20 protein-coding genes and 1 riboswitch are annotated in these 26863 nt (G+C 56.8%); of the genes, 14 read left to right on the top strand and 6 right to left on the bottom strand.

Annotated elements, in window-relative coordinates; translation table 11 throughout:
• The first annotated feature begins 199 nt into the window (after positions 1-199).
• Positions 200-1582 carry a Na+/H+ antiporter NhaC family protein gene (locus AYI87_RS03180; protein WP_144199540.1) on the top strand — a complete coding sequence of 461 codons (1383 nt, stop codon included), beginning with the start codon at positions 200-202 and terminating at the stop codon, positions 1580-1582.
• A gap of 104 nt (positions 1583-1686) precedes the next feature.
• On the opposite strand, the gene nhaD is transcribed toward AYI87_RS03180, so the two are convergent.
• Both nhaD and AYI87_RS03170 read right to left on the bottom strand, forming a co-directional pair.
• Entirely contained in the window at positions 1687-3162 is a 1476-nt protein-coding gene (gene nhaD / locus AYI87_RS03175; RefSeq protein WP_144199538.1) for a sodium:proton antiporter NhaD, read from the bottom strand.
• Positions 3163-3469: 307 nt separating this feature from the next.
• Positions 3470-4330: a pirin family protein gene (locus AYI87_RS03170; protein ID WP_144199536.1), complete on the bottom strand. Its 861-nt coding sequence runs from the start codon at positions 4328-4330 to the stop codon at positions 3470-3472.
• Positions 4331-4676: 346 nt separating this feature from the next.
• On the opposite strand from AYI87_RS03170, the gene AYI87_RS03165 reads away from it, so the two are divergent.
• The 4 genes from AYI87_RS03165 (at position 4677) to AYI87_RS03150 (ending at position 7684) form a co-directional block, all read left to right on the top strand.
• Entirely contained in the window at positions 4677-5258 is a 582-nt protein-coding gene (locus tag AYI87_RS03165) for a hypothetical protein (protein WP_144199534.1), read from the top strand.
• A gap of 14 nt (positions 5259-5272) precedes the next feature.
• The gene (locus tag AYI87_RS03160; RefSeq protein ID WP_144199532.1) at positions 5273-6355 is read left to right on the top strand and encodes a rhomboid family intramembrane serine protease; all 1083 of its coding nucleotides are present in this window, start codon (positions 5273-5275) and stop codon (positions 6353-6355) included.
• Between the two features lie 183 nt (positions 6356-6538).
• The gene (locus AYI87_RS03155; protein ID WP_144199530.1) at positions 6539-6901 is read left to right on the top strand and encodes a PleD family two-component system response regulator; all 363 of its coding nucleotides are present in this window, start codon (positions 6539-6541) and stop codon (positions 6899-6901) included.
• 189 nt (positions 6902-7090) lie between these two features.
• Positions 7091-7684, top strand: coding sequence for a hypothetical protein (locus AYI87_RS03150; RefSeq protein ID WP_144199528.1), 594 nt, complete (start codon positions 7091-7093; stop codon positions 7682-7684).
• Positions 7685-7804: 120 nt separating this feature from the next.
• On the opposite strand, the gene AYI87_RS03145 is transcribed toward AYI87_RS03150, so the two are convergent.
• The 3 genes from AYI87_RS03145 to AYI87_RS03135 all read right to left on the bottom strand — a co-directional run bounded on the left by AYI87_RS03145 (position 7805) and on the right by AYI87_RS03135 (position 10095).
• Complete coding sequence (locus AYI87_RS03145; protein ID WP_144199527.1) at positions 7805-8482, bottom strand: SDR family NAD(P)-dependent oxidoreductase; 678 nt, start codon at positions 8480-8482, stop codon at positions 7805-7807.
• A 143-nt stretch (positions 8483-8625) separates the two neighbouring features.
• Entirely contained in the window at positions 8626-9105 is a 480-nt protein-coding gene (locus AYI87_RS03140; RefSeq protein ID WP_011864513.1) for a YbaK/EbsC family protein, read from the bottom strand.
• 162 nt (positions 9106-9267) lie between these two features.
• Positions 9268-10095, bottom strand: a complete 828-nt coding sequence (locus AYI87_RS03135; RefSeq protein ID WP_144199525.1) for an SseB family protein — start codon at positions 10093-10095, stop codon at positions 9268-9270.
• 1128 nt (positions 10096-11223) lie between these two features.
• Between AYI87_RS03135 and katG the strand changes: the two genes are divergently transcribed.
• Positions 11224-13494: a catalase/peroxidase HPI gene (gene katG, locus AYI87_RS03130; RefSeq protein ID WP_144199523.1), complete on the top strand. Its 2271-nt coding sequence runs from the start codon at positions 11224-11226 to the stop codon at positions 13492-13494.
• Positions 13495-14934: 1440 nt separating this feature from the next.
• Here the strand turns inward: katG and metH are convergent.
• On the bottom strand, positions 14935-18657 hold the full coding sequence (metH, locus tag AYI87_RS03125) for a methionine synthase (protein WP_144199521.1): 3723 nt from the start codon (positions 18655-18657) through the stop codon (positions 14935-14937).
• Between the two features lie 329 nt (positions 18658-18986).
• On the opposite strand from metH, the gene AYI87_RS03120 reads away from it, so the two are divergent.
• The 8 genes from AYI87_RS03120 (at position 18987) to cobO (ending at position 26722) form a co-directional block, all read left to right on the top strand.
• Positions 18987-19598 (top strand): histidine phosphatase family protein, encoded by a 612-nt coding sequence (locus AYI87_RS03120; RefSeq protein ID WP_144199519.1) that lies wholly within the window; start codon positions 18987-18989, stop codon positions 19596-19598.
• A 73-nt stretch (positions 19599-19671) separates the two neighbouring features.
• A riboswitch (cobalamin riboswitch) is annotated at positions 19672-19850 on the top strand.
• A gap of 103 nt (positions 19851-19953) precedes the next feature.
• Positions 19954-20910 carry an ABC transporter ATP-binding protein gene (locus tag AYI87_RS03115; RefSeq protein ID WP_144199517.1) on the top strand — a complete coding sequence of 319 codons (957 nt, stop codon included), beginning with the start codon at positions 19954-19956 and terminating at the stop codon, positions 20908-20910.
• On the top strand, positions 20897-21940 hold the full coding sequence (locus tag AYI87_RS03110) for a FecCD family ABC transporter permease (protein ID WP_144199515.1): 1044 nt from the start codon (positions 20897-20899) through the stop codon (positions 21938-21940). Before AYI87_RS03115 ends, AYI87_RS03110 begins: the two co-directional genes overlap by 14 nt.
• A gap of 138 nt (positions 21941-22078) precedes the next feature.
• Positions 22079-23107, top strand: a complete 1029-nt coding sequence (gene cobT / locus AYI87_RS03105; RefSeq protein ID WP_144199513.1) for a nicotinate-nucleotide--dimethylbenzimidazole phosphoribosyltransferase — start codon at positions 22079-22081, stop codon at positions 23105-23107.
• A gap of 41 nt (positions 23108-23148) precedes the next feature.
• A complete protein-coding gene (locus tag AYI87_RS03100) occupies positions 23149-23916 on the top strand; it encodes an adenosylcobinamide-GDP ribazoletransferase (RefSeq protein WP_144199511.1) in 768 nt (255 codons plus the stop codon).
• Entirely contained in the window at positions 23913-24461 is a 549-nt protein-coding gene (gene cobU / locus AYI87_RS03095) for a bifunctional adenosylcobinamide kinase/adenosylcobinamide-phosphate guanylyltransferase (RefSeq protein WP_144199509.1), read from the top strand. The genes AYI87_RS03100 and cobU overlap by 4 nt, the downstream gene beginning before the upstream one ends.
• A gap of 12 nt (positions 24462-24473) precedes the next feature.
• On the top strand, positions 24474-26078 hold the full coding sequence (locus AYI87_RS03090) for a cobyric acid synthase (protein ID WP_144199507.1): 1605 nt from the start codon (positions 24474-24476) through the stop codon (positions 26076-26078).
• A gap of 14 nt (positions 26079-26092) precedes the next feature.
• Complete coding sequence (gene cobO, locus AYI87_RS03085) at positions 26093-26722, top strand: cob(I)yrinic acid a,c-diamide adenosyltransferase (protein ID WP_144199505.1); 630 nt, start codon at positions 26093-26095, stop codon at positions 26720-26722.
• Positions 26723-26863 lie beyond the last annotated feature (141 nt).

Genomic DNA, 26863 nt, shown 5'->3' with positions numbered 1-26863 from the left:
TTCTGATTGACTCAGTCTCCAATGCAGATTATTTTGCGCCCGATGTTTTAGCTGGGGTACAAAAATAAAGGCATGGTTCGCTAAGGGCGAACGTCGTTATGTCCATAATAAAGCAGCAATTAAGCGTATAAACTTTGGGGTTTTACGCCGAGTAAAATGAGTTTGCCGTATCGGCTCAATTTTAGAAGGACCTTAAGCCATGTCTGACGCGACAGCCTTAAGTCTTATCCCACCTGTGGTGGTCTTGGTGTTAGCGGTTTGGCTACGCCGTCCAATCCTTTCGTTAATCATAGGTGCCTTAGTGGGTCTGGTCTTGTATCAACCCGATCAGGTGCTGAATAACTTCTCCGATATCTCGCTCTCTGTCATGGCCGATGAAACCATAGGTTGGTTGATTCTGGTGTGTGGCGGTTTTGGCGCCCTGATCGCCCTCCTGGTTAAGACGGGGGGCTCCATGGCCTTCGGTCGCCATGCGCTCAAGTATGCCAAGGGGCCTAAGTCATCTCTGCTGATGACCTTCATCCTGGGTGTGGTGATCTTTATCGACGACTACCTCAACGCCCTGACTGTGGGGTCGACCATGAAGTCGGTGACCGACAAGTTTAAGGTGTCGCGGGAGATGCTGGCCTATGTGGTGGACTCTACCGCCGCGCCCATCTGTGTGCTGGTGCCGCTATCGACCTGGGCCGTCTTCTTCGGCGGCCTGCTGGTGGACAACGGCGTGGCGGGCGAGGGCCAAGGGATCAGCGTCTATATGTCGGCCATTCCTTACATGCTCTACGCTTGGTTGGCGGTGGCCATGGTGCTGCTGGTGATCCTGGGCATAGTGCCTGCTTTCGGTCCGATGAAGAAGGCGCAGCTGGCGGCTTTGGCGGGTAAACCGGCCAAGGCGGTCGATGCCATCGACGAGGTGCAGACCTCGGATGATTACAGCGTCAAGGCGATCGAAGAGGAGTTTAAGCATGCCGATAATCTGGGCAAGCTGCATAACTTCATGGTGCCAATAATCTTGCTGGTGGGCTTTACCGTCTACTTCGATATCGACGTGCTCAAGGGGCTGATCGCCACGTTGGCGGTGACCCTGCCTTACTATGGCGTGCAGCGTCTGATGCCTCTGTCTGAGATGATGGAGCAGATGCTCGACGGCTTTAAGTCTATGCTGCCGGCCATAGGCACGGTTATCGCCGCCTTCGTGTTTAAGGATGTGTGCGACAAGCTGATGCTGCCGCAATATGTGATTGGCAATCTGAGCCCCTTCATGACCTCACAGTGGCTGCCGGCCGTGGTCTTCCTGACCATGTCGATTCTGGCCTTCGCCACTGGCTCTAGCTGGGGGATCTTCGCGGTGTCTATCCCTATCGTGATGCCACTGGCCCAGGCGGTCAATGCCGATATTCCGCTGGTGATCGGCGCCTTGCTGTCGGCCTCATCCTTCGGTAGTCAGGCCTGTTTCTATTCAGACTCTACCGTGTTGGCGGCCCAGGGGTCAGACTGTAATCTGGTGAGCCATGCGGTGACTCAGCTGCCCTATGCTCTGCTGGCGGCGGGACTGACCTTTATCGGTTTCTTGATCTTGGCTTAAGTCAGCAAGAGAGATGCAAGAGAAAGGGGCGTTGACTAGTCTAGTCAACGCCCCTTTTGATTAACCCATAGGGTGACTACAGGTAATCTAACCTTTACGACACCTTAGAATAGTGAGCTGTTGAGCCAGAGATGCACCAGGATACTGGCGACGTAGCCCAAGGCGATCACGGGTGTCCACTTGAGGTGGCTGGCGAAGGTGTAGATGCCGCGAGCCTGTCCCATCAGGGCCACACCGGCGGCACTGCCGATAGAGAGCAGGCTACCGCCCACTCCTGCGGTCAGGGTCACCAACAGCCACTGGCCCAATTCCATGTCTGGGTTCATGGTCAATACGGCAAACATCACAGGGATGTTATCCACGATAGCGGAGAGTACACCCACGGCGATGTTGGCATAGGTGACGTCCCAATGGGTATACATGGCCTCGGAGACCAGGCTCAGGTAGCCCATGAAGCCCAGGCCGCCGACACAGAGCACCACGCCATAGAAGAAGAGCAGGGTATCCCACTCGGCACGGGCGATGCGGCTGAACACATCGAAAGGCACTACGTTACCTAGCTGCTCCAGGCGCTTGATGTTGTTGTCGCGCTCCGCCTGCTCCTTGGCCTTGAGCACCGCCTTGGGGAAGCTCTTACGCAGGTAGAAACCGAAGAACTGCAAAAAGCCGAGACCCGTCATCATGCCTAGCACGGGTGGCAGACCCAGCAGGCTGTGGGTGCAGACGGCGGTGGCTATGGTGAGCAGGAACAGGCCGACTATGCGTCTGGCGCCGCGCTTCATCAGTACCTTCTCCTCTTCCGCCTCCTGCACCTGATTGACGATGAAGGCGCTCATAATCGCCGCAGGCACCAGGAAGTTAACCAAGGATGGGATGAAGAGATCGATGAACTGCTCGAAATGCACCACGCCTTTTTGCCAGACCATCAGGGTGGTGATATCGCCGAAGGGGCTGAAGGCGCCACCGGCATTGGCCGCCACCACTATGTTGATACAGGCCAGGGCGATAAACTTCTTGTTGTCGCCGCCTACCTTCATCACCACGGCGCACATCAACAGGGCCGTCGTCAGGTTATCGGCGATGGGGGAGATGAAGAAGGCCATGAAGCCGGTGAGCCAGAAGACGGTGCGCTGACTAAAGCCCTTACCCACCATCCAGGCCCGCAGGGCGTCAAACAGGTTACGCTCCTCCATGGCGTTGATGTAGGTCATAGCAACCAGCAGGAAGAGTAGCAGCTCGGCATACTCTAACAGGTTGTGCTTAAAGGCGGTCTCTGAGAGTTCCGACATGCCATGCTGCACATAGATGTAACCTATGATGCCCCAGATCAAACCGGCGGCGACCAGCACAGGCTTGGACTTGCGCAGATGCAGCAACTCTTCACCCATCACCAGCAGATAGGCCAGGACGAAGATCATCACGGCGACATAGCCGGCGCCGGTGGCGGTGAGATCTAACAGCTGGCCATGGGCCTCGCCACTGCTGGCAAAGACAGCCGGGCTAAACAGTGCGGCCAAACATACAACTAAGCTTGCTAAGGTACTGGCAAGGTTGCCAAAGGGGGGCTTAAGGTTTCTCATTAAGTATTCTCTGTGTTAGGAATAGCTTAAAAATTACCACAGCTTTCCTGCTGTAAATTTTGATGCGCCTCAAGTTTATGTGTATTAGTTACGGCTAAGTCACATAAAATTGACAAAATTATGTATGAAAAATAAACGTTTACCTACAAAGTGGTAATAAACTTATCGTCAGATTTGTGACGATTCCGCGTTTTGCGCTGTTAGAAACTTAGCACAGGATCACGCTTTTGGCGCCTGCGGATGCTGCCTGAATTTACGTAAAAAAAAGAGGACCCTAGGTCCTCTTTAATCTGTCTCGTATAAGGCCTTAGGCCTTGATGCTGCCAAATCGTCCCGCCTGATAGTCGGCGATCGCCTGTTGGATCTCCTGCTCAGTGTTCATCACGAAGGGGCCCATGTGCACTATCTTCTCGCGAATGGGCTGACCGGCAAACACCAGGGTACCGGCGCCTTGCTCGCCAGCCTTAAGCGTGAGGAGATGCTGGCTATCGACAATCAGGTATTGCCCGGCGCTATAGGTTTTCTGCGGCTCTGCCTGGCTGACTATCTCTCCCTGATAGAGGTAGAGGCCGACATATTCGCGTTCATGCAGATCCAGCTGGGCCGAGCCATTTGGCGCCAGCATAAGATCGGCAATCTTGCCTGCGCCTGCCAAGGTTTGAATCGGCGCCTCGATGGGATCGGCCCCCGTTAGCTGCCAGCTGCCGGCCAGGGCGCGCAGCTTGGCGCCGCTGTCGTTTTCGGTCTCGGGCAGCGGCTCATCTGTGCTGTCACGATAGATGGCGGGACGCATCTTCTCCTTGGCGGGCATGTTGAGCCAAATCTGGAAGCCGTGCAGGCCATCTTGGGCGTCGGCCAGTGGCATCTCAGAGTGCACCACACCGCTGCCGGTGCTCATCCACTGTACGTCACCGGCCTTGATCGCCTTGACGTTCCCCAGTTGATCCCTGTGCTCGAAGCCGCCCTTGCGGATATAGGTGAAGGTCTCTATGCCGCGGTGAGGGTGGGGCGGGAAGCCGCCAATATAGTCGTTGGCGTCGTCTGACTTGATCTCGTCCAGCATCAGGAAGGGATCGAAGCGGGTATTCAGAAAATCGGCCACACGGCGGATGTTGACGCCGTCGCCATCCATAGCCGGGCGGGCGGTAAATTGGCTGATCACTTTCATCGTTAGTACCTCATGATTAGGAACCGCCTAGTGCTACTTAAGTGCTGCTTAAGTGTAGCTGGCGGGAATGGGAACAGCCTATCACTGGATTAATCGAACGAATATCGCTAAATACCGCATATTAGCTTCTAAAAATTAGGATGATTAGCCGGGTTGTTGCTAGGCAATTGGCAGAGAACGGGTGAGGGGTTTATCAAAAAGAGATTGGTAACCCTTGTTTTTGTTATCAAAATTCAACTTCTCTGTACAAATTTGTCATCGGCCTGTGCTAGTATCCGCGCTTGCCTCGCTTCCCCCATTATTGTCTTGGGGCGGCGAGCCTGTTATTTGTTACCGGAGCCTGGATATGGATGTTAATGACAAAGCCGCCTTGGATGAGGGCAAGCGTTTTCCCCGTTTAGACAATAGGGAGCTGGTAAAGACCAGCTTCTGGATCAGCCAGATCTTTATGATCATCGCCACGGTCGCCGGTGTCTATCTGGCGGCTCAGGAGGGGTTGTCTCAGGCGATCACCTTCGATAATCTGACCAACAAACAGAATAACTATTACCTGCGTCATGCCCTGTATGACGAGGTGCAGGATAATGTCGGCATCATCAACGAGTACGCCGACTTCATCGCAGGTAAGGCGCCTTTTGACATAAAGAATCACAGGCCTGCGCTGGCCACCTTCGTGTGGGAGAATATGCGCTACTCGCCCTATACCCTGGAGACGCCGCCTCAGCTGCTGTCGAAGACGCGGCGCTTCTACCTGCAGGTGAACGATATCATCGGTAAGATTGAGGGGCGTGTCTATGGCGCCAAGTACGGCGGCGACCTGCTCAAGGCCCAGACCAAAGCGATGAGCGACGACACCTTGCCTGCATTGAAGGCGAACTACACTGCGCTGGCCGATGAGCTGAGACGCAACGACATCACAGTAGATTAGGAAAGGAACTCCCCATGACCAATATCTGTCCGGGTTGCCACGATGGGCGATTGAGAGTGTTTAAATTTCACGGCGAAGAGGTGGATTGCTGCCGCCAGTGCGGCGGCCTCTGGTTCGACAATGGTGAGTTGAACGCCGCTCTGTCTAAGGCCGATAACGGCGACGACAACGTCCGTATCGAAGAGACCCTAGGCGATCAACTGGGGATCTCCAGTCGCTGCTGCCATCGTTGCGACCTTGCCATGCAGCGCTACCATCTAATGGCTGGCTATGAGATTGAGGTGGATCTGTGTCACGGCTGCTGCGGCATCTGGATAGACGAGCATGAGCGCACCAAGGTGGTACAGTCGCCCAAGGTGCGCCAACTGCTGGAGGAGTTGAACGGCAGCATCAGCGTCAAGACCTGGCTGTTCCAGTTCCTCTCTAAGATGCCGGTGGAGTTTAACCTCAAGCCTAAGTCGACGCCCCTGGTGACCTATCTGCTGCTGGCGCTCAATATCCTGATCTTCTTCGCCTACGGCTTTAACCTGAGCACCACAGATATGGTGTTTGAAAACTTCGCCATGCGTTCCAACGAACTGCTGGCGGGTCATCATCCCTGGACCCTGCTGAGTCATATGTTCCTCCACGGCGATATCATGCACCTGGCGGGCAACATGTATTTCCTCTATGTGGTGGGGGACAACCTGGAAGATGTGCTGGGCCGCGCCAAGTTTTTCGCGCTCTACCTCCTGTGTGGCCTGGCCGCCGCCGCGGCGCAGATCGCCGCGGATCCCGGTTCGGGCATCTATATGGTCGGTGCCAGCGGCGCCATCGCCGGTTTGTTCGGCATGTATCTCATGTGGTTCCGCCATGCCAGCCTGACCTTCATGTTTGTGGTGTTTCAGAAGAAGCTCAGTCCTATGGCCTTCTTCGCTATCTGGCTAGGCTTCAACATCTTCGGTCTGGTCATGGCCGGTCAGGGCGTGGCCTACTGGGCCCACATAGGTGGCTTCGTGATGGGGCTTATCCTGGGCGTGACCCTAAAGACTCGGGTGATGAATAATAACCCTATGCTGGCGCTGCTCAACGAACCTGAGGTGAAGATCGCCCGCTAGCTATCTTATGGTGATTTAAGGCCCCGTCTTTGGATGGGGCTTTTTTATGGAGGCCCTTTTTGTTGCTGAAACTTAAGCGAAAAAGTCGGGTCTAAGCTGTAGGCTTAACGAGTTATGGCAGGCTGGTATTCCCGCCATACTTGGATACAATGTAATCAAACCAACAGCGAGAGCGAGAGATAAATGTCCAGAGCGAAAATCTTGATCATAGATGACGATCCCGTCTGCACCGGGATATTACTCGCCATGCTGGGGGACGACTATGACGTGACCTCGGTGAATTCGGGCAGCGGTGGCATAGAGGTGCTGAAATCCCTGACGCCGGATCTCATCCTGCTGGATATCACCATGCCCCATGTCAACGGCTATCAGGTGATCCAGCATCTTAAGGGCAGCGAAGAGACCGCCAAGATCCCCCTGGTGGTGATAAGCTCGCTGGCGGAGCAGTCGGACAAAGATTTTGCCCTCAAGCTGGGGGTGGATGACTATATCACCAAACCTGTGATGCCTGATGCGATTCAGGAGATGATAGAGGCCTATCTCTAACCCATATTCATACCTTGGTCTCGATGAGATATGTTTACCTGCGCCTTTAATCTATCGACCAGCTTCTCACTAGACAGGCTAGACTGGGCTGAGCTATCTTATGGCGGCAACAAGGATGTCACCGCCTGGTCGACTGACCATCACCGACTCGTCACATCACCGATTTTTCACATCAATAAGGGATTAATGATGAAAGCAACACTCTTACTACCACTGTTTTTTATCCTCACCAGCGCCCAAGGCACCGAGCTGCCCGACAACGCCCCCTATGACTTGGCTAGCATGGAGGTGGATGTCGATAAATTTATCGAAATGAATGTCTCGCGGATGAAAGCCGACGGCGACTTTACCGCCATGGAGCAGGTATCTGGGATCGGCAGTGGCAAGCTGGAGCGTGGTTATCGCAGCGCCATGAAGTTCTGCTTCGATAAGTATGAGCAGATGACAGAAGAGAACGCCGAGGCCTTGTCCAACTGTTTCATCGACCAGACCGCCGCAGAGGTTGGCGTGACTAATGAGCAGTTTTACGCCTGGCTGGATGAGCTCGACCGTCAAGATGCCGCCAATCCCGATCCTTTGGATGCCATCTTCGACGAGATGGATAGGGTAAGCGAAGCCATCTATGCCCTGCAGGATAAGCCAGAGCGCAGCGCGGCGGATGAGGCGCAGCTCGAGGCGTTAGAGCGTCAGCTTATCGAACTCACCGAGAAGCGCGACCGGATACAGGCCGAGGAGACAGAGGCGGTAGCCGCAGAGATGGAAGCCATCTTCAAGCGCAAGTAATCCAAGGTTAATCGCACGGCTAACTGTGTGAGCAGCCTAATTAAAAAAGGCTCGGTACTGAATTTGCCTTCAGTCCGAGCCTTTGTTGTTCTTCTGCTGTTAGTCTAACTTAGCGCTAGCCTAGCCCCTGGCGATGGTGATATCGGCAATATGGCCGTGGGCGGTGGCCTTCAGGGCGCCCTGTAGCATCTCGGCGGCTTCGTCTGCGCTCATGAAGCTGGAGGTATCGAGAGACTTACCACTACTTGGCCAGAAGCCTGTGTCCATGCCGCCGGGATAGACGGCGATGATCTTCATCGGCTTGCCCTTGAGTTCCAGACGCACCGACTCGATAAAGCCGCGAACCGCCCATTTGGCCGCGCAGTAGGTCGACTCACCCGCCTTGGGCTGCTGGGCTGCGGTCGACATCACCACCACCAGATGCAGAGGCGTATCCTGATAGCGTTTCACCAGTTCGCGCACCAGCAAGATAGTTGAGGTGACGTTGTTCTGCATCAGCTTGTGGATCTCATCGGCCTGCTGCTCGGCGATGGGGCCGAAGTAGCCGCTGCCGGCGCAGTGAACCACAGTGTCGAGTGCGGCGCCGCCGCTCATGGTCGCTAGGGTATCGAGTAATGTCGCGACGCCCTGCTCATCACAGAGATCGGCCGCTAGCGGGTGCAGATTCCTTGATGTCTGTGCGACGCCGGCCAGTCTGGCCTGGTTGCGACCCGAGATCATCACCTGCTCGCCCAGATCCGCATATCGCTTGGCCAGGGCGGCGCCCAGGCCGCTGCTGGCACCGGTAATTAATATCATGATTCATTCACTTAGAAGCTATGTTAGGTCGACCTATTATGCCGCAACTTGCTCTCGATGCCAGTGGGCGGAATATCTAAGCGATGTGAGCGTGAACCTGAGCAGAAAAAAGGGGAAGCCGCAGCTTCCCCGATAAGAGAGGGTTAGTGGATGCTCTGATAGCTGAATCTCAGGTGTTTTGCGTCTTTGATCAGCTTGATGAAATCTTCGCGGCTGAGCCTGACCAGGCTGGTGTGATCGCCGGCCTCTAGGTAGAGCTCCTTGGCCTCGATCAGTAGATCGTCATAGATGGTCTCGATATTATAGGCCGCGCCGAGGGAGGGGATGGCGCCATGCTCGCAATCGTCAAACATCTGATAGACGGTTTGCTCCTTCACCAGATGCAGATCGCGGTTGAGCTTGTCGCCCAGCGCCTTGAGGTTGATCTTATGATTGGTGGGGAGCACTGCCATGACCCTGCGCCCCTGATGATCCTCCAGAATCACCCCCTTGGCGACTTGGGCGGGGGCCAGCTGGGCGGCAATGGCCGAACTGATGGAGTTGTGGCTGTGGCGGTGCAGCACTATCTCATAGTTCACTTCATGTTCCGCCAGGTAGTGATTTAAGCGGTTTGAAATACTCATATACTTGCCTCATTAACGTTGTGAAACGTTATCGCTAAGTATAGTCCAGCCAGGCCCCAATGCTGGCTGAGTGCACTTTTCACCGCTGACTTAAGGCCGTTTTTCTGCTGATTGAGCAGCGCTTTTCATCGATTAAGTCACCCGCCGAGCCTGGCTTGCCGATCAGCTAAACCAGGTCTTGAATTTGCTCAGCAGCGAAGGGCGATAGAAGGGCTCAAGCTTCTTCAGGCAGAAGTCGCTTATCTCATCATGTTTGTCATTTCTTAACAGGTAGGGGCGTATCTCCCAGCCATGAAGCTCAATCTCCCTATGTAGGTTGCGGCAATCGCTGCGAATGCGGCTGAAATCATCGCTAATCCTGTCTCCCTCCAGGGTGAGCGCCAGGGTGAAGGCGCTGTCTGTGCCGCCGCGGCGGATATCCAGCTCGCATGTTTCGATGAAATAGCCCGCCTTGACGCTGGGGTAGTTAGCCAATATTTGGCGCACCGCGCCGAACATGGGCAGATCGCTTGCCAGTACCTTGCCGAGCAGCAGGAGCTGATTGCCCTGGGGGAGTAGCGCCATGTCGGGTAGCAACATATAGCGGATCTCATCGCTGCTGACGACTTTCGACAAATTGCTATTGGGGTTAAGTGCCATATCCATCTGGTTGGTCAGCAGCAGCTGAAATGCCTGAGGCGCATCTATCTCTATCTGGCCGTGAAATTCGCTGCCCTCCGCTTCCATAACCGCCTTGGCCTGATCGACCGCCTCCTGGGAGGTAAACAGCGGGACGAAGTAGTGCACCTGCTCATCGCTGACGGGAATGTGCCATTGCATGATGGAGAGCTCAGTGGTGCCATCGGCCTGAGGCGTTTCTTGGCCATCGCTCAGCAGGTAGAGCTGGGCCTTTATCAGCTGTTCATAGAGGGCTTTGGCTTGGGTGTGATCGGCAAGCGCCGCCTGCAGGGCGGTTTCGAGGGCGTTGCTCGGGGTGAGTGTAACTTCCATTTTCTTAAATCCTTGTTTCCAGCTGGTAGAGACCAGACATCCTGGTGAGTAGGCATAGTAGATCAAGGTGTTAGCTGGGTCTAGGGGGAGTGGGGGCAAACCTCGTTTGAGATTCTATTCCTCACTCGAGGGGGAGTTGGTTTGGCGGCTGAAGAAAGTCGTGGGTTTTCATCCCATACCTTGGAATGTGCGGCCTGACGGCCGAGGTAAGTCGTGGAACTCCGTTCCACACCTAGGCAAGAGGGGGATCAACAGCAATCCCCCTCTTGCATCTCCCCGTGCCGCCCCAGGCGAAGTTAACTGCATTGGTTAGGAGCCTCGTGCTTATGGATAAATCGCTATCGCTTCCGAAGGATGCATCCATGCACCTACGGAAGCTAGCCGGGCATCCATGCCCGTCTCACTCGATTTATTCCAACACCCTTCGGCAACTTCGAGGGGGATTTACTGTAGCCACAACCGGTAATGATAGGGGGTTAGTTTGCCAGAAGAGGGATGTGATTAGATCAAACTTTGTTTGGATATTAACGTCGTGGGATTCCATCCCACTCCAGGGCAAGAGGGGATCTCCAGCAATCCCCAAATATATCCCTATATAAAAGCCAGTTCGGCATCCCTGCCTCTCGTTCGTAAGCACAATCATCAAAGATGGTTATTCACCTTGCATCTCCCCGTGCCGCCCCAGACGAAGTTAACTGCATTGGTTAGGAGCCTCGTGCTTATGGGTAAATCGTTACCGCTTCGGAAGGATGCATCCATGCAGTCGTCGGCAACTTCGATGGGGATTTGTTGTAGCCACGACCTGTATTGTTGCTAGTACCTTCGCTGAGATGGTTGTGCCGATCTTTTCGAGGCGGTGTGGGGCAGAGGTTTGTCGGGCTATGGTCAGAACTGTGGTTTTCGCCACTAAAAAGGCTTTATTATTTTCGATTAAGATAATCGTTTTTATTCGATATATGCTTTTAGCATCTTGCTTCTAATATATTCCTGATGACTAAATAATGCCTTGGAAATTTAGCCTTGCCGCTTGCTGTCTCTTTTTTGTTTTTTGCGGCTTGGCGAAATCCACTCTGGGCTGACAACAGGCTTCGCCTCGGCGAAGCGTAATTAACCTGAAGGAAGCTAACCATGAAAGGAAAAACAGTAAACAAGCAAACGCTCGCGGCGTTAGTGAGTGCCTTGTTGGTGTTTAACCCTGCCGTCGCCGATGAGCAAGAATCCGCACAGATGACTAAGTCCAAAGGGGCTGCCGCCACTGGCACCGCCAAAGCGTTTCAACCCAAGAGCAAACAGTTTTGGTGGCCCGATCAATTGGATCTTTCCCCGCTGCGGGATCACGACTCCCGCTCCAATCCCTACGGCGAAAGTTTCGACTACGCCAAGGCCTTCAACTCGCTGGATCTCGACCAGGTAAAAACCGATATCGACCAGCTACTCACCCAATCGCAGGATTGGTGGCCAGCCGACTACGGCAACTATGGTCCTTTCTTCATCCGCATGACCTGGCACAGCGCAGGTACCTATCGCACCTTGGATGGCCGTGGTGGCGCCGGTGGCGGTCAGCAGAGATTCGAGCCGTTAAACAGTTGGCCCGATAACGCCAGCCTGGACAAGGCGCGCCGCCTGCTCTGGCCAGTGAAACAGAAGTATGGCGAGGCGCTCTCCTGGTCAGACTTAATTGTGCTCGCGGGCAACGTCGCCCTGGAAAACATGGGATTCAAGACTTTCGGTTTTGCCGGTGGTCGTAACGACGACTGGGAGCCTGACATGGTGTACTGGGGACCGGAGGTCGAGATGCTCGCCAGCGATCGTGAAGACAGAGATGGCAAGCTGCAAAGACCCTTAGGCGCGACCCACATGGGGCTCATCTATGTCAATCCGGAAGGCCCTAAAGGGGTGCCAGATCCGCTAGGTTCAGCCAAGAATATCCGCACCGCCTTCTCCCGTATGGCGATGAATGACGAGGAAACTCTGGCACTTATCGCCGGCGGCCATACCTTCGGTAAGATGCACGGCGCTCACAAGCCGAAAGATTGTCTGGGGGCAGAACCTGCTGCGGCAGGCATCGAAGCTCAGGGGCTGGGCTGGCACAACAAGTGTGGCAAGGGCCACTCAGAAGACACCATCACCAGTGGCTTGGAAGGGGCTTGGACTCAGGCGCCGACTAAGTGGACCTCGCTCTATCTGAGTAACCTGCTGACCTACGATTGGCAGCAGACCCGCAGTCCTGCCGGTGCGATCCAGTGGATCCCAACCGACGAGTCGGTGCACAAGGCCGTGCCCGATGCTCATGTCAAAGGTAAGTTTCATGCGCCTGTGATGACCACTGCGGATCTCGCGCTCAAGTATGACCCCGAGTATCGAAAGATCGCCGAGCGCTTCCTGGCCGACCCAGAAGAGTATCGCTTGGCCTTTGCCAAGGCCTGGTACAAGTTGACCCATAGAGACATGGGGCCTGCCCGTAACTTCCTCGGTAAAGAGGTGCCTCAGGGCAACTTCATCTGGCAAGACCCAATCGATGATAAGACCCAATCGCGTCTCAGCGCTGGCGATATCAAGCAGCTTAAAAAAGCCATCAGCAAGTCTGGGCTGAGCGTTGCCGAGCGCGTGCGCCTGGCCTGGGCGTCGGCGGCCAGCTATCGTCAGTCAGATATGCGTGGCGGCGCCAATGGGGCACGTATCGCTCTGGCTCCGCAGAAGGATTGGGCGGTGAACAACCCAGCCGAAACCGTCAAGGTGCTTAAGACGCTGGAGGCGATTCGCGCCGACTTTAATAAGGGCGCCGGCAAGAGTCAGGTTTCCTTGGCCGATCTTATCGTACTCGCGGGGGCGAGCGCCGTCGAGCTGGCCGCCAAGCAGGCCGGTTTCGAGGTCGCCGTGCCTTTCACCCCGGGACGAGGTGATGCCACACAGGCGCAGACGGATGAAAACTCCTTTAGCCTGCTGGAGCTGCATGCCGATGGCTTTAGAAACTACTTCGACGTAAACCACAGCTATAAGTCGCCCACCGAGATGCTGGTGGATAAGGCCGATCAACTGGATCTGACTGTGCCCGAGATGACAGTGTTAGTCGGTGGCCTGCGCGCCCTCGATGCCAACTATCAAGGGGCTAAGCACGGGGTGTTGACCCAGCGTCCCGGCACGCTTAACAATGACTTCTTCGTCAACCTGTTAGACATGTCGACCCTGTGGCAGAAATCAGATGTCGATGGTATCTATCAGGGACTGGATCGCAGCAGCGGCAAACCTAAGTGGACCGCCACTTCGGTGGACCTCATCTTCGGCTCTAACTCTGAACTGCGCGCGGTCGCCGAGGTATATGCCTTCGATACCTCAAAGCAGAAGTTTGTCGATGATTTCGTCGCCGCCTGGGTCAAGGTGATGAATTTAGATAGATAACAGGGGAGTCTCGGTCTGATGACCGTTGTAAGTCGTGGAACTCCGTTCCACACCAGGGAATATACGGCCTGACGGCCGAGATAAGTCGTGGGGTTATTTCTTTCCCTTTGGGAGGTGATGCCTCACGGCTTTCTTATGTATTGGTTCAAATTTTGTTTGGATATTAACTTAACGTCGTGGGATTCCATCCCATTGTTATGAGGTGAGTCGGTCTAGTGACCGAAGAAAGTCGTGGGATTCCATCCCATTGTTATAGGGTGTGTCGGTCTGCCGACCGAAGGACGTCGTGGGATTCCATCCCACACCCGGGCAAGGAGGACTGCTCGTCCTCGCCCTCCTTGCATCCACCCTGACGCCCCGGCGAAGTTGTACTCCTTCGTGTCTTTTTGAAAATCCCTATCGCCTCATATTCGCCATCCATGGCTCATCTGAGGCTATCTCGGCATCCATGCCTCAATCACGTGATTTTCTGCAATCCACTCCGGCAACTTCCAACGGGGTCTTTTAAACCACAACCGGCACCTGTTATAAGTCACCTTTAATGAGCTTTAGCTGTATGTACCATATTGAGTTTAAAGTCTTTTTAGCTGTGTGCGAATGAGGTCAGATGCTACAACAAGTTCCCATCGAAGCCTGACTTAAGCCTAGAACTTCTATAAGCTGAGCTTTAAAAGCTTCGCAAGCTTTCGGGTAAGTAAAAAGCAGCCTGTACCTAGGCTGGAGCTAGATGGATTCAATCGCCTGTAAGGTGGTGATTGGCGGGTATTAAATAGGGAGGTTTTATGGCTAAAAGACCAGAGAGTAAAAGGTTGACTAGCGTTGGGTTAACTCTTTATATCGCTATGGCGAGTATTATCTTATCTGGGCTAATATTTTCTAGCCTGTATCCCAGCTCGTTTTTGGGTATCATCACTCAAAGTCTCCTAAATGCCATAGTTTATGCCCTGCTCGTGGCGACTCCCTTCATTGTTCTTGAAAGGTATTTAGCCCAAAAAGGTATCTTGTTAGCGACCAATGACCAGAGTGACTGACCCTTCAGAATAGGTTAGATGCTACAACAAGTCCCCATCGAAGTTGCCGACGACTGCATGGATGCAGGAGTTAGAGCGAAGCAGGATGCCAGAGCGGGGATACGCAGATGAAAATGCCGTGTGGCCATCATGGACGATGGGCAAGACTCGGGGGGACAGGAGTCCCATCCGAGTCGTTAGGCGATTTTCATTGGAGTATGAGGAAAAACAACTTCGTCTGGGGCGGCAGGGGAGATGCAAGAGGGGGATTGCTGTTGATCCCCTTCTTGCTCGGGTGTGGGTTGAAGACCCACGACTTTCCTCGGCCGCAAGGCCGTATGAGTTAGTGAGGCGAAGCCTCTGGACTCAAGTTCAAACGAAGTTTAAACAATCACAAGGAGTCTATGTGATGACTCCAGATCACTTCCCGTTAAACATCATAGTCGAGTACCGGTGCCAACCAGCGCTCTGTCTCCTCAACACTCATTCCCTTACGCTTGGCGTAGTCCTCTACCTGATCCCGGCCGATATTGGTCACGCCGAAGTAGCGCGACTGCGGATGGGCGAAGTACCAGCCGGAGACGGCGGCGGTGGGGAACATGGCGTAGCTCTCGGTGATATTGAGATCTATGGTCTCGTCGGGCTTTAGCAGCTCCCACAACAGGCCTTTCTCTGTGTGATCCGGGCAGGCAGGGTAGCCGGGGGCCGGACGTATGCCTTTGTATTTCTCACGGATCAGCGCCTCGTTATCCAGGTTCTCATCGGCGGCGTAGCCCCAGAACTCCTTACGTACCCGCTCGTGCATCCGCTCGGCGAAGGCCTCGGCCAGTCGGTCGGCCAGACACTTAAGCATGATGGCGTTGTAATCGTCGTGGTTGGCTTCGAAGCGGGCCACATGCTCGTCGATGCCGTGGCCGGCGGTGACGGCGAAGCCGCCCATGTAATCGGCGACGCCAGAGTCTTTCGGCGCGACGAAGTCGGCGAGACAGAAGTTGTCGTTGCCCACACGTTCTATCTGCATCCGCAGATGATGGGTGGTCATCTCGACCTGGCTGCGGCTTTCATCTGTGTAGATCTCGATATCATCGTAATTGACTGTGTTGGCCGGGAAGAGGCCGATGACCGCCTTGGCCGTCAGCCATTTCTCTTCGATGATGGTTTTGAGCATCGCCTTGGCATCTTGGTAGAGCTTGCGCGCCTCTTCGCCCACCACCTCGTCATCGAGGATCTTGGGGAAGTGGCCGTGTAGCTCCCAGCTGCGGAAAAATGGCGTCCAGTCGATGCGATCGACTAGGTCTTCCAGCGGGTAGTCGTCAAACACCTGTCTGCCCAGTTGATTCGGCACAAATGGCATATGGGCGTTCCAGTCTTGCTGGCAGCGGTTTTCCCGTGCGGCCTCCAGGGTGACGATCTGCTTGCGCTTGGCCTGTGAATTGCGTTTGTCGCGCATCACCCGGTATTCCTCGTAGGCGGCATCTATGGTCGCCTGTCGGGTCTCCTTGTTGATCAGCTTGGCCACCATGGGCACGGCGCGCGAGGCGTCGGCGATATAGATGGCGCCCTCTGGGGCGTGGGGTGCGATTTTCACCGCGGTGTGGATCTTGGAGCAGGTGGCGCCGCCTATGATGGAGGGAATATTCAGTCCCGCCTTGTGGAAGGCTTTGACGTTGTGCACCATCTCATCCAGGCTCGGGGTGATAAGCCCCGACATGCCGATGATATCTACCTTCTCCGCCTTGGCGACCTCTATGATCTTCTCGACCGGCACCATGACGCCGAGATCCACCACCTCGTAGCCGTTACAGGCCAGCACCACGCCGACGATATTCTTGCCTATGTCGTGCACGTCGCCTTTAACCGTCACCATGAGGATCTTGCCGTTGGACTCGCCCTCGACTTTTTCCGCCTCTATGTAGGGATTGAGGTAGGCCACCGCCTTCTTCATCACCCGCGCCGATTTCACCACCTGGGGCAGGAACATCTTGCCCGAACCAAACAGGTCGCCGACCACGTTCATGCCATCCATCAGCGGGCCTTCGATCACATCCAGCGGACGGCTGGCCAACTGGCGCGCCTCTTCGGTGTCTTGATCGATAAAGTCGGTGATCCCCTTGACCAGGGCGTGCTCCAGCCGCTTGTTGACTGGCCAGCTGCGCCACTCGAGATCTTCCTTCTTGGCGCCAGCGGCGCCGTCGCCGCGGTACTGCTCGGCGATCTCCAGTAGCTGTTCTGTGTTGTTCGATCCTTCCACCGGGCAGGGCAGGTTCTGCACCACGGCCTCTACCCTGGCCTTCAGTTCGGGATCGATATCATCATAGATCGCCAGCTGACCGGCGTTGACTATGCCCATGTCCATCCCCGCCTGGATGGCGTGATAGAGGAACACGGCGTGGATCGCCTCGCGCACCGGGTTGTTGCCACGGAAGGAGAAGGAGACGTTAGACACGCCGCCGGAGATCATGGCGTGGGGCAGGGTACGCTTGATCTCGCGGGTCGCCTCGATGAAGTCCACCGCATAGTTGTCGTGCTCGTCGATGCCAGTGGCGATGGCGAAGATGTTGGGGTCGAAGATGATATCTTCCGGCGGGAAGCCCACCTTATCGACCAATACCCGATAGGCGCGGGTACAGATCTCTATCTTGCGCGCCATGGTATCGGCCTGGCCAACTTCGTCGAAGGCCATGATGATGGCTGCCGCGCCGTAGCGTTTCACCAGGGTGGCCTGCTCGATAAACTTGGCTTCACCCTCCTTGAGGGAGATGGAGTTCACCACGCCCTTGCCCTGAATGCACTTGAGGCCGGCCTCGATCACCTCCCACTTGGAGGAGTCGATCATGATAGGTACCCGGCTGATGTCGGGCTCGGAGGCGATAAGGTTGAGGAACTTCTGCATCACCTCGACGCCGTCCAGCATCCCCTCATCCATGTTGATGTCGATGATCTGGGCGCCGTTTTCCACCTGATCCCGGGCGACCGACAGCGCCTCTTCATATTCGCCCGTCTTGATCAGCCGCAGAAACTTGGCCGAGCCGGTGACGTTAGTGCGCTCGCCCACGTTCACAAATAGCGAGTCGGCGTCTATGGTCAGCGGCTCCAGGCCTGAGAGGCGACAGGCTACGGGCAGATCCGGCAGCTCCCGGGCGCCGTGCTTGATGACGGCGGCGCGGATCGCCTTGATATGTTCTGGGGTGGTGCCGCAGCAGCCACCGATAATGTTGAGCAGGCCTTCCTCTGCCCAAGGGCCGATCACCTCGGCCATCTCCTCCGGCGTCTCATCGTAGCCGCCAAACTCGTTGGGCAGGCCAGCGTTGGGGTGCGCCGAGACATAGCACTCGGCGATCTTCGACAGCTCCTCTACATAGGGGCGCAGCTCTTGCGGCCCCAAGGCGCAGTTGAGGCCGATGGAGAGCGGTTTCACGTGGCGCAGTGAATTGTAGAAAGCTTCTGTAGTTTGACCCGTCAGGGTGCGGCCCGAGGCATCGGTAATGGTGCCTGATATCATGATAGGCAGGCGTTGGTCCAGCTGGTCGAATACCGTTTCGATGGCAAACAGCGCCGCCTTGGCGTTGAGGGTATCGAAGATGGTTTCTACCATGATGATGTCGGCGCCGCCTTCTATCAGTGCCTCGATGGACTCGATATAGGCGCTGACTAGCTCGTCGAAATGGATATTGCGATAGCCGGGATCGTTGACATCCGGGCTGATGGAGCAGGTGCGGTTGGTGGGCCCTAGTACCCCGGCCACATAGCATTGACGGCCGGTTTCGGCGGCCACCTCATCACAGGCGGCGCGGGCCAGTCGAGCGCCCTCTAGGTTGATCTCCCGTGACAGCGATTGCATCTCATAGTCGGCCATGGCCACCTGGGTGGCGTTGAAGGTGTTGGTCTCTATGATGTCGGCGCCCGCCTGCAGGTAATCTCTGTGGATCTGCTTGATAAGCTCGGGTTGGGTCAGCACCAACAGGTCGTTGTTCCCCTTGAGATCGCAGGGCCACTCGGCAAAGCGTTTGCCGCGAAAGTCGGCCTCCTCCAGCTTGTGGTTCTGGATCATGGTGCCCATGGCGCCGTCGAGGATCAAAATTTCCTTATTGAGCCGCGCGCGGATCGCGTCGTTAATCTGCCTTACGTTTCGAACAGGGGATTGGGTCGCCATAACTTTCACCTACTTCAACTGACCTATTGCCTAAACTGCCGCGTCTATCGATTTGACGTGCTATTTTTATTTTGGATGTATAAACGTATAGACGTCTATACTAATCGACTTATAATACCCAGGGCAAGTCAAATGAGTATAAGCGTAAACACGGATGAAATTCGAGGGCTGCGCCGCTGCGTCCTGTTTAAACTGCATTGTATGGAAAGGCTGACAAAGATATTTAATTTGAAAGTTTTTCAATGTGTTAATTGTCTGGCGTTGCCAAGCTTATTGCCATAAGGGTATGCTGCTAGCGACTTAACTTGAAAAGGTTTAATGCTGCAGTTATGACGCAAACGACACTCTATTTGATGCGCCACGGCGAATGTGAAGGCGGCAACCTGCTGCGCGGCCATAGCGATCAACCTCTCACAGAGATAGGCTTCGCCCAGATGCAGCTGGCCTATGCCAAGCTGCCCCAGACGGTGGACAGGGTGATCAGCTCGCCGCTTAAGCGTTGCCGCGTGTTTGCCGAACATCTGACGACTAAGAATCAGGTGAAGGTAGCCCTGGATGCCGGGCTCAAGGAGATCTACTTCGGCCGTTGGGACGGTCAGCCTATCCCTGAGCTGCATGCCGATCACGGCGAGGAGCTGAGTGCCTATTGGCGGGACCCTTGGGCCAATCCACTGCCCGAAGGGGAGCCCATGGCTGAGTTCGAGCAGCGTGTCGACGAGGTGGTCGAGCTATTGGTGCATCAGCATAGTGGTGAGGCCTTGTTACTGCTCACTCATGGCGGCGTGATACGTCACCTGATGGCCAAGGCCCTGGGGGTAGAGCGCGCCGTGGGCTTCTATACCCGGCTGAGTCTGGATTACGCCAGTGTGGTCAAGGTAAGCCACTATCGCGATAAGGCGGGAGAGGGTTACTGGCGCCTGCACTGGCACGACGCCGAGTAATTGATTTGTTAGCCCGAGTAGCAGCCCGCTTGCCAGGGGCGCGAAATTTAGCATAATAACCGTGCGTGGGGACCGCCTGCGCCGGGAGTATGGTGTCGAGATCGCCAAGGCGATAACTTGGACTTAATAGGGAATTGGGGAAGGCCCAGCGCCGCTAGCCCAAACTGTGCCCGCAACTGTGAGTGTGTTGCCTAGTCGAACCCGACCTGGTCGCCACGAGTCAGGATACCTGCCTACTCTCCAACTACTATCTCAAGCGGGTGACTTGAGGGAGCCAATAGATGAAGAATACCTCGGGGCCGAGTCTGGCCCAAGGGCGAGGGCGCCTCGGCGCTGCTCCCCGGAGGGCGCGACCTTGAGCGCCCCTAGTCAGCCATCACAAACAGAATCACTCCTGTCTCACGGCGCCAGTGAAGGATCGAACTTAGGTGCAGGCGATGGCGCCTGCGTGCGCCCGGCGCTATCGGTGCGGGATCTCAGCTGGCGCTGCGGTGAGCGCCCCATACTGTCCCAGGTTAACCTGGCACTGCCCGAGGGTAAGATGCTGGGGATCATAGGCCCCAACGGCGCAGGCAAGTCCAGCCTGCTGCGCTGCCTCTATCGTTTCCTTACGCCTAACAGCGGTGAGATCCAGCTGTTTGGGCAGCCTATCGCCAGCCTGAGCGCCAGGGCCTTTGCCCGCGAGGTGGCGGTTGTGCTGCAAGACACGCCCCAGCATTTCGACATGACCACGGCCCAGCTGGTGGCATTGGGGCTCACGCCACACAAGGCCGCCTTCTCCATGACCACCAAGGCCGACCGCCTGGCGGTGAGTCAGGCCCTGGAGACAGTGGGGCTCAAGGATCGCGCCGGACAGATCTACGCCTCCCTGTCTGGGGGCGAGAAGCAGCGGGCCCTGATCGCTCGCGCCATAGTGCAGCAGCCCAAGCTGTTGATCCTCGACGAGCCCACCAATCACCTGGATATCCGCTATCAGATCCAGATCCTCGAGCTGCTCAAGGCCCTGGGGGTGACTGTGGTGATTTCGATTCACGACCTCAATCTCGCCAGCGCCCTGTGCGATCAACTTTTGCTGCTGGATCAGGGCAAGGCGGTGGCTCAAGGCTCGCCCAAACAGGTGCTGAGCGAGGCGCAGATCGCCAGGGTGTTCGGCGTCTGCTGTCAGGTATCGCCCCATCCACAGCACGGCAACCCGCAGATTAATTATTTCTATGGCTATCACCTTCAAAATGGAGGGCAGAGTGCTCTGCATGGCAATGGCTTGGGTGACCAGACCTTTGAGGCGAAGGAGGCTAACCATGCTGAGCGCTAGCCTGAGTCTGGGAAGAGGCTATAGCCCGCAACAATACCTGGCCTTCGTCTGCCTGGGGCTGCTGACCCTGGCGACTCCTGTGCTGGCGGTGAGCTTCGGCGCGGCGCAGATAGGCGTCGCCGAGGTGCTTGAGGTGCTGCTGGCCAAGCTGAGCGGCGCCGATCCCGGCGGCGTGACAGCAAGAATATTGATTGAGCTGCGCCTGCCGCGCATCTTGCTGGCCTTCATCGCCGGCTTCGGCCTGGCCCTGGCGGGCGCCGTGTTACAGACGGTGACTCGCAATCCCCTGGCCGACCCTTATCTGTTTGGCATCTCATCCGGTGCCAGTCTGGGGGCGGTTGTGGTGATCACCCTGCTGGGCGGTGTCGGCGGCGCTCTTGCCAGTGTCGGCCTGCCGCTTGGCGCCTTTATCGGTGCCAGCCTGGCGGTGCTCATGGTGCTGGCCCTGTGCGGACGGGATCTTAACACCCAGATAGAGCGCATGTTGCTCTCCGGGGTGGCGATCTCCTTCCTGTTCGGCGCGCTGGCCAGCCTGATGCTCTATTTCTCCGGGCCGCAATCGGCCGCCTCTGTGCTCTTCTGGAGCCTGGGCAGCTTTGCCAAGGCGAGTTGGCAGATGCTCTGGCTGCCCTGGCTGCTGGTGTTAGCGGCGAGCGCCATTTTGCTGCTGCTTAAGCGGCAGATCCTCGCCATTCAGGCGGGGGATGAGACCGCCCACACCTTGGGCATTCGGGTGCAGCGCCTGCGTCTCGTCAGCCTGCTGCTCTGCTCGCTGATCACCGCCGTCCTGGTGGCCAACTGCGGCGGCATCGGCTTCGTCGGCCTGATGGTGCCCCACATGGTGCGCCTATTGCTGCCGGGGCGTTTCGCCCTGTTGCTGACGGCCCTGGTGGGCGGCTTGTTTATGATCTGGGTGGATGTGCTGGCCAGGTGTCTGCTCAGCTATCAGGAGCTGCCGGTGGGGATCATCACGGCTGTGATAGGCAGCCTCTTCTTTCTGTTTATCCTGGGCGGGAAGCGTGGCAACTAGCCCAGGATCGAAGGAAAGGTGTATGGAAGGAGAGGAGTCATGATGGAGAAGAGTATTGAACTGTGCCGAACTATGCCTGCAAAGAAGGCGTGGATTGCAATGAATCGAGAACGAGGGCGAGCGATATGAGGTACCAGTATGTTTGAAGTCACTGAGGTAAGTAGCGAGTTCGATGCCAAGATCCAGCAGAAGATAGACACTAAGACCAAGCCACTGGGCGCCTTGGGCGCGCTCGAAACCCTGGCGATGACTATCGCCCGGGTGCTGGGGCCAGACAAGCCGCAAATAACCAAACCAACCCTCTTGGTGTTTGCCGGCGATCACGGCATCGCCGCCTCCGGCGTCTCCATCGCGCCTAGCGAGGTGACCACCCAGATGGTGATGAATTTCCTCAAGGGCGGCGCGGCCATCAATCTGTTCTGTGCCCAGGGGGGGATCACCATGGAGGTGATCGACTGCGGCATCGCCCAGGAGATCCATGATCAGCCCAAGCTTATCAATCACAGGTTGGGGGCGGGCACAGGTGCGATTCATCGCGAGCCCGCCATGACATTGGGTGCGGTCAAGCAGGGCTTCGCCATGGCCAGGGAGCGAGTCGCGCTGCATCAGGGCCGCGGCTGTAACCTTATAGCCTTCGGCGAGATGGGCATAGGCAACACCAGCTCGGCGGCGGCCATCATGGCGGCGCTGATGGGGCGCGAGGCGGTCGAGTGTGTCGGTCGGGGCACAGGCATAGATGCCGCCACCCTGGCACGCAAACAGCTGCTGGTGGAGCAGGCGCTGTTTTTGCACCGTGAGCAACTGGGAGATCCCTATGGTGTATTGGCCTGTCTGGGTGGCTTCGAGATAGTGCAGATGACCGGCGCCATATTGGCGGCGGCAGAGCTGAAGATGCTGGTGTTGATCGACGGCTTCATCGCCACGGCGGCGGCCCTGGCGGCGGTGACCATAGCGCCCCACGCCCGGGACTATATGATCTTCGCCCACGAGTCCGGCGAGCGCGGTCACAAACTGATGCTGGAGCATCTCAATGCCCAGCCGCTCTTGTCTCTCGGGCTGCGTCTCGGTGAGGGGACCGGGGCGGCGCTGGCTGTGCCTCTGGTGCAGGCGGCGGCCACGTTTTACAACGAGATGGCCTCCCTCGAAGAGATGGGCATTTCGATTTAGCGGCAATCACAATCTAAGGAACCAAAAGGGAAAGCGCGAAGATGTTTGCCAGAGAGTTAAACCTGTTTTTTATCGCCATGGGCTTCTTTACCCGGATCCCCATGCCTGCATGGGTGGAGGTCGACAATGAGCGGCTCAATCAGGCCAGCCGTTACTTCGCCCTGGTCGGCGTGCTTGTCGGTGGCATCTGCGCCCTGGTCTATAGCCTGGCGACTCAGGTATTGCCCATCAGCGTCGCCATCCTACTCGCCATGGTGGCCGGGCTGCTGCTCACCGGTGGCTTCCACGAGGATGGCCTGGCGGATACCGCCGACGGATTCGGTGGTGGCTGGCAGGTGCAGGATAAGCTCACCATAATGAAAGACTCGCGTGTCGGCACCTATGGCGTGCTCGCCCTGGTGATTAGCCTGCTGTTCAAGTTTGTGCTGCTCAGTGAGATCGCCCTGTTCGATGGCGATCTTGTGATGGCAGCCTTGGTGGTGGGCCACTGCCTGAGCCGTATGGTAGCGGCCTCCTTAATCTTCACCGAGACCTATGTACGGGATGACGACAGCAGCAAGAGCAAACCCCTGGCCCAGTCGCAGACCCCAAATGAGCTGGGCATTTTGCTGCTGACCGGCGTCCTCACCCTCTGGCTCAGCGGTATCGCCTCGGCGCTCTCGCTCTGTTTGGTGTTGCTGGCGGCGCGCCAGCTGCTGGTACGCAGTTATCGTCGTCAGATCGGCGGCTACACTGGCGACGTGCTGGGGGCGACCCAGCAGGTGATCGAGCTGCTCTGTTACCTGTTTATCCTGGTGATCAGCCTATGATGCACCTGGTTCTAGGCGGCGCCCGCAGCGGTAAGTCTCGCCATGGCCTTTCCCTCGTGGCCGATTATGTGGCCAAGGGTTATGAGTGCCTGTTTGTGGCCACTGCCCAGGGGCTGGATGAGGAGATGCGCGCGCGTATCGCCCGCCACCAGGATGAGCGCCGTGAGGATGGTTTGCCCTGGCAGACCCTGGAGTGTCCGCTACACTTGAGTGCCTGTATCGAAACTCACGCCAGGGAGAAGCGGGTGATCTTAGTCGATTGCCTCACCCTTTGGCTCACCAATCAGCTACTCGAGGGCGATGACTGGCCGAGCGCTAAGGCGGCGCTGCTGCGAGCCTTGGAAACTGCGCCAGGAGCTGTCGTGCTGATCAGCAATGAGGTGGGCTGCGGCGTGGTACCGGCCGACCCCTTGAGTCGCCGCTACGTCGACGAGGCGGGCTGGTTGCATCAGGCGATCGCTCAGCGAGCCCAGCAGGTGGTCTTGGTCATCGCCGGTCTGCCGCTGATCCTCAAGGATGAGACGAGCCAGGGCGCCAAGGAATAGGAAGAGAAGCCGATGACACCAGATAACTTAAGTAATCAGCCCAACCAGAGTAAACAGAGCAAGCAGGACAATAGCAATCAAGGGGCGAGTGGCAATATCTTGATGGTGCAGGGCACCACCTCGGATGCGGGTAAGAGCACCCTGGTGGCGGGCCTGTGCCGCTACTTCGCCCGTCAGGGGCGCAGGGTGGCGCCCTTCAAGCCGCAGAATATGGCGCTCAACAGCGCGGTGACCCTTGACGGCGGTGAGATAGGCCGCGCCCAGGCGCTGCAGGCCGAGGCCTGTTATCTTGCGCCCCACACAGACTTTAATCCCATATTGCTTAAACCTAACTCGGACACCAGCTCCCAGGTGATAGTCCAGGGCAAGGCCCTGTCCCACATGGAGGCCCAGACCTATTTTGGCAAAGACAGCCAGGGTTATCGCACCAAGGCGATGGCGGCTGTGCTGGACTCGCTGTCACGCCTGGAGCAGCAGTATGAGCTGATCCTGGTGGAAGGGGCGGGCAGCCCGGCGGAGATCAACCTGCGCGAGGGCGATATCGCCAACATGGGCTTCGCCGAGGCGGTGGACTGCCCGGTGATCCTGATCGCCGACATCGACAAGGGCGGGGTGTTCGCCCATATCGTCGGCACCCTGGCACTGTTGTCAGCATCCGAGCAGGCCAGAGTCAGAGGCGTGGTGATCAATCGTTTTCGCGGCGACATCTCTTTGCTTAAGCCTGGTCTGGATTGGCTGGAGGCCGAGATAGACAAGCCCGTGCTGGGCGTCTTGCCCTACCTTAACGATCTGCATCTGGAGGCCGAGGATGCCCTGGATGTCCGTCAGGTGAGCAGTGGCAACGCCCGCTTTAGGGTCTTGGTGCTGGTCTTCCCGCGCATCAGCAATCACACAGATTTCGATCCCCTCAGGCTGCACCCAGACATAGACTTTCGCTATCAACAGGTAAACGAGGCCTACGACGGTCAGGCAATTGATGCCGATCTCATCATACTGCCCGGCAGCAAGAGTGTGCGTCAGGATCTGGCCACCATGATCGAACAGGGCTGGGATCGCGCCCTTAAGCGCCACCTGAGATATGGCGGCAAGGTGATAGGTATCTGTGGTGGTTATCAGATGTTGGGGCTGGCCATCGAAGATCCCCAAGGGGTCGAGGGCGAGGCTGGCGACAGCGATGGCCTGGGGCTACTGCCCATAGTCACAGAGCTGACCCCAAACAAGCGTCTGGCTCAGGTTAAAGGCACGATAAAACTGGCGGGTGAGCGCGCAAGCATATCAGGCTATGAGATCCACTGTGGCCGCTCCAAGGTGTTGTCAAAGGCGACCAAGCCCCTTGTCCTAGAGAGTGACGAGGGCAATCGGTTTAACGAGGGCTGTTTGTCCAATGATGGCCAGATCCTGGGCAGCTATCTGCATGGTCTGTTCGACAGCTCGGAGGCCTGTGCGCTGCTCCTTAGCTGGGCCGGGCTTAGCAGTGCGGCCGCCGTCGATCCCGAGGCGATCAAACAGGCACAGTTAGATCGCCTGGCCGATACCCTGGCCGAGCATCTGGACATGGCGAGGCTGAGCGCCATCCTCGCCGAGACGCCACTGAGGCGCCCAAACAAGAATAATTAATGAGAGGAGAGAAGATGAGCGCGGATAAGCAGGCGGAAAACCAAGCGGAAAATCATAAGGCCGAGCGTCATAAGGCGCGCCAGCAGAAGGTGAAGGAGGCGGTAGACGCCAAGATCGCCAAGGCCCAGACAGAAAAGGGCGTGCTGCTGGTGATGACGGGCAACGGCAAGGGCAAGACCACGGCGGGTTTCGGTAACATCACCCGCGCCGTCGGTCATGGCAAGAAAGCCGCCGTGGTGCAATTTATCAAGGGCAACTGGCCCTGCGGCGAGCGCGCAGTGCTGGAGAAGGTGGGGGTCGAGTTTCATGTGATGGCCACCGGATTTACCTGGGAGACCCAGGACAGAGAGAAGGATACCCTGGCGGCGCTGAGCGCCTGGGAGGCGGCCGAGACCCTGCTGAGTGACGACACCATAGACATAGTGCTGCTGGATGAACTCACCTACATGGTGAGCTATCACTATCTGGATCTGGACAGGGTGCTGACGGCACTTAAGAACCGTCCGCCCATGCAGCATGTGATTGTCACGGGACGAGCCTGTCACAGGGCGATTTTGGAGCTTGCGGATACGGTGAGTGAGGTGCAGCCCATAAAGCATGCATTTGATCACGGCGTTAAAGCCCAGCTCGGTTTCGACTACTGATTTCTGCCTGTTTGCTCCTGTGGCGGTATTGTCTGCGCCGGCTCACCCAATCACATACTCATGTATGCTCATGGGCTGAGCCAGCTTGACGGCTTAGCCACAGAAGCGAACAGTTTGAAATGACGGATATGGGCTTCATGA

Origin of the sequence: Shewanella sp. KCT (assembly GCF_007636505.1) — a bacterium.
Taxonomy (GTDB): Bacteria; Pseudomonadota; Gammaproteobacteria; order Enterobacterales; family Shewanellaceae; genus Shewanella; species Shewanella halotolerans.
Note: the sequence above shows the minus strand (reverse complement) of the source record. Positions and strands in the feature narration are given on the sequence as shown.

Coding starts and splice junctions, on each gene's coding strand:
- AYI87_RS03180 (WP_144199540.1), top strand. CDS start 200: ATGTCTGACGCGACAGCCTTAAGTCTTATCCCACCTGTGGTGGTCTTG.
- nhaD (WP_144199538.1), bottom strand. CDS start 3,162: ATGAGAAACCTTAAGCCCCCCTTTGGCAACCTTGCCAGTACCTTAGCA.
- AYI87_RS03170 (WP_144199536.1), bottom strand. CDS start 4,330: ATGAAAGTGATCAGCCAATTTACCGCCCGCCCGGCTATGGATGGCGAC.
- AYI87_RS03165 (WP_144199534.1), top strand. CDS start 4,677: ATGGATGTTAATGACAAAGCCGCCTTGGATGAGGGCAAGCGTTTTCCC.
- AYI87_RS03160 (WP_144199532.1), top strand. CDS start 5,273: ATGACCAATATCTGTCCGGGTTGCCACGATGGGCGATTGAGAGTGTTT.
- AYI87_RS03155 (WP_144199530.1), top strand. CDS start 6,539: ATGTCCAGAGCGAAAATCTTGATCATAGATGACGATCCCGTCTGCACC.
- AYI87_RS03150 (WP_144199528.1), top strand. CDS start 7,091: ATGAAAGCAACACTCTTACTACCACTGTTTTTTATCCTCACCAGCGCC.
- AYI87_RS03145 (WP_144199527.1), bottom strand. CDS start 8,482: ATGATATTAATTACCGGTGCCAGCAGCGGCCTGGGCGCCGCCCTGGCC.
- AYI87_RS03140 (WP_011864513.1), bottom strand. CDS start 9,105: ATGAGTATTTCAAACCGCTTAAATCACTACCTGGCGGAACATGAAGTG.
- AYI87_RS03135 (WP_144199525.1), bottom strand. CDS start 10,095: ATGGAAGTTACACTCACCCCGAGCAACGCCCTCGAAACCGCCCTGCAG.
- katG (WP_144199523.1), top strand. CDS start 11,224: ATGAAAGGAAAAACAGTAAACAAGCAAACGCTCGCGGCGTTAGTGAGT.
- metH (WP_144199521.1), bottom strand. CDS start 18,657: ATGGCGACCCAATCCCCTGTTCGAAACGTAAGGCAGATTAACGACGCG.
- AYI87_RS03120 (WP_144199519.1), top strand. CDS start 18,987: ATGACGCAAACGACACTCTATTTGATGCGCCACGGCGAATGTGAAGGC.
- AYI87_RS03110 (WP_144199515.1), top strand. CDS start 20,897: ATGCTGAGCGCTAGCCTGAGTCTGGGAAGAGGCTATAGCCCGCAACAA.
- cobT (WP_144199513.1), top strand. CDS start 22,079: ATGTTTGAAGTCACTGAGGTAAGTAGCGAGTTCGATGCCAAGATCCAG.
- AYI87_RS03100 (WP_144199511.1), top strand. CDS start 23,149: ATGTTTGCCAGAGAGTTAAACCTGTTTTTTATCGCCATGGGCTTCTTT.
- cobU (WP_144199509.1), top strand. CDS start 23,913: ATGATGCACCTGGTTCTAGGCGGCGCCCGCAGCGGTAAGTCTCGCCAT.
- AYI87_RS03090 (WP_144199507.1), top strand. CDS start 24,474: ATGACACCAGATAACTTAAGTAATCAGCCCAACCAGAGTAAACAGAGC.
- cobO (WP_144199505.1), top strand. CDS start 26,093: ATGAGCGCGGATAAGCAGGCGGAAAACCAAGCGGAAAATCATAAGGCC.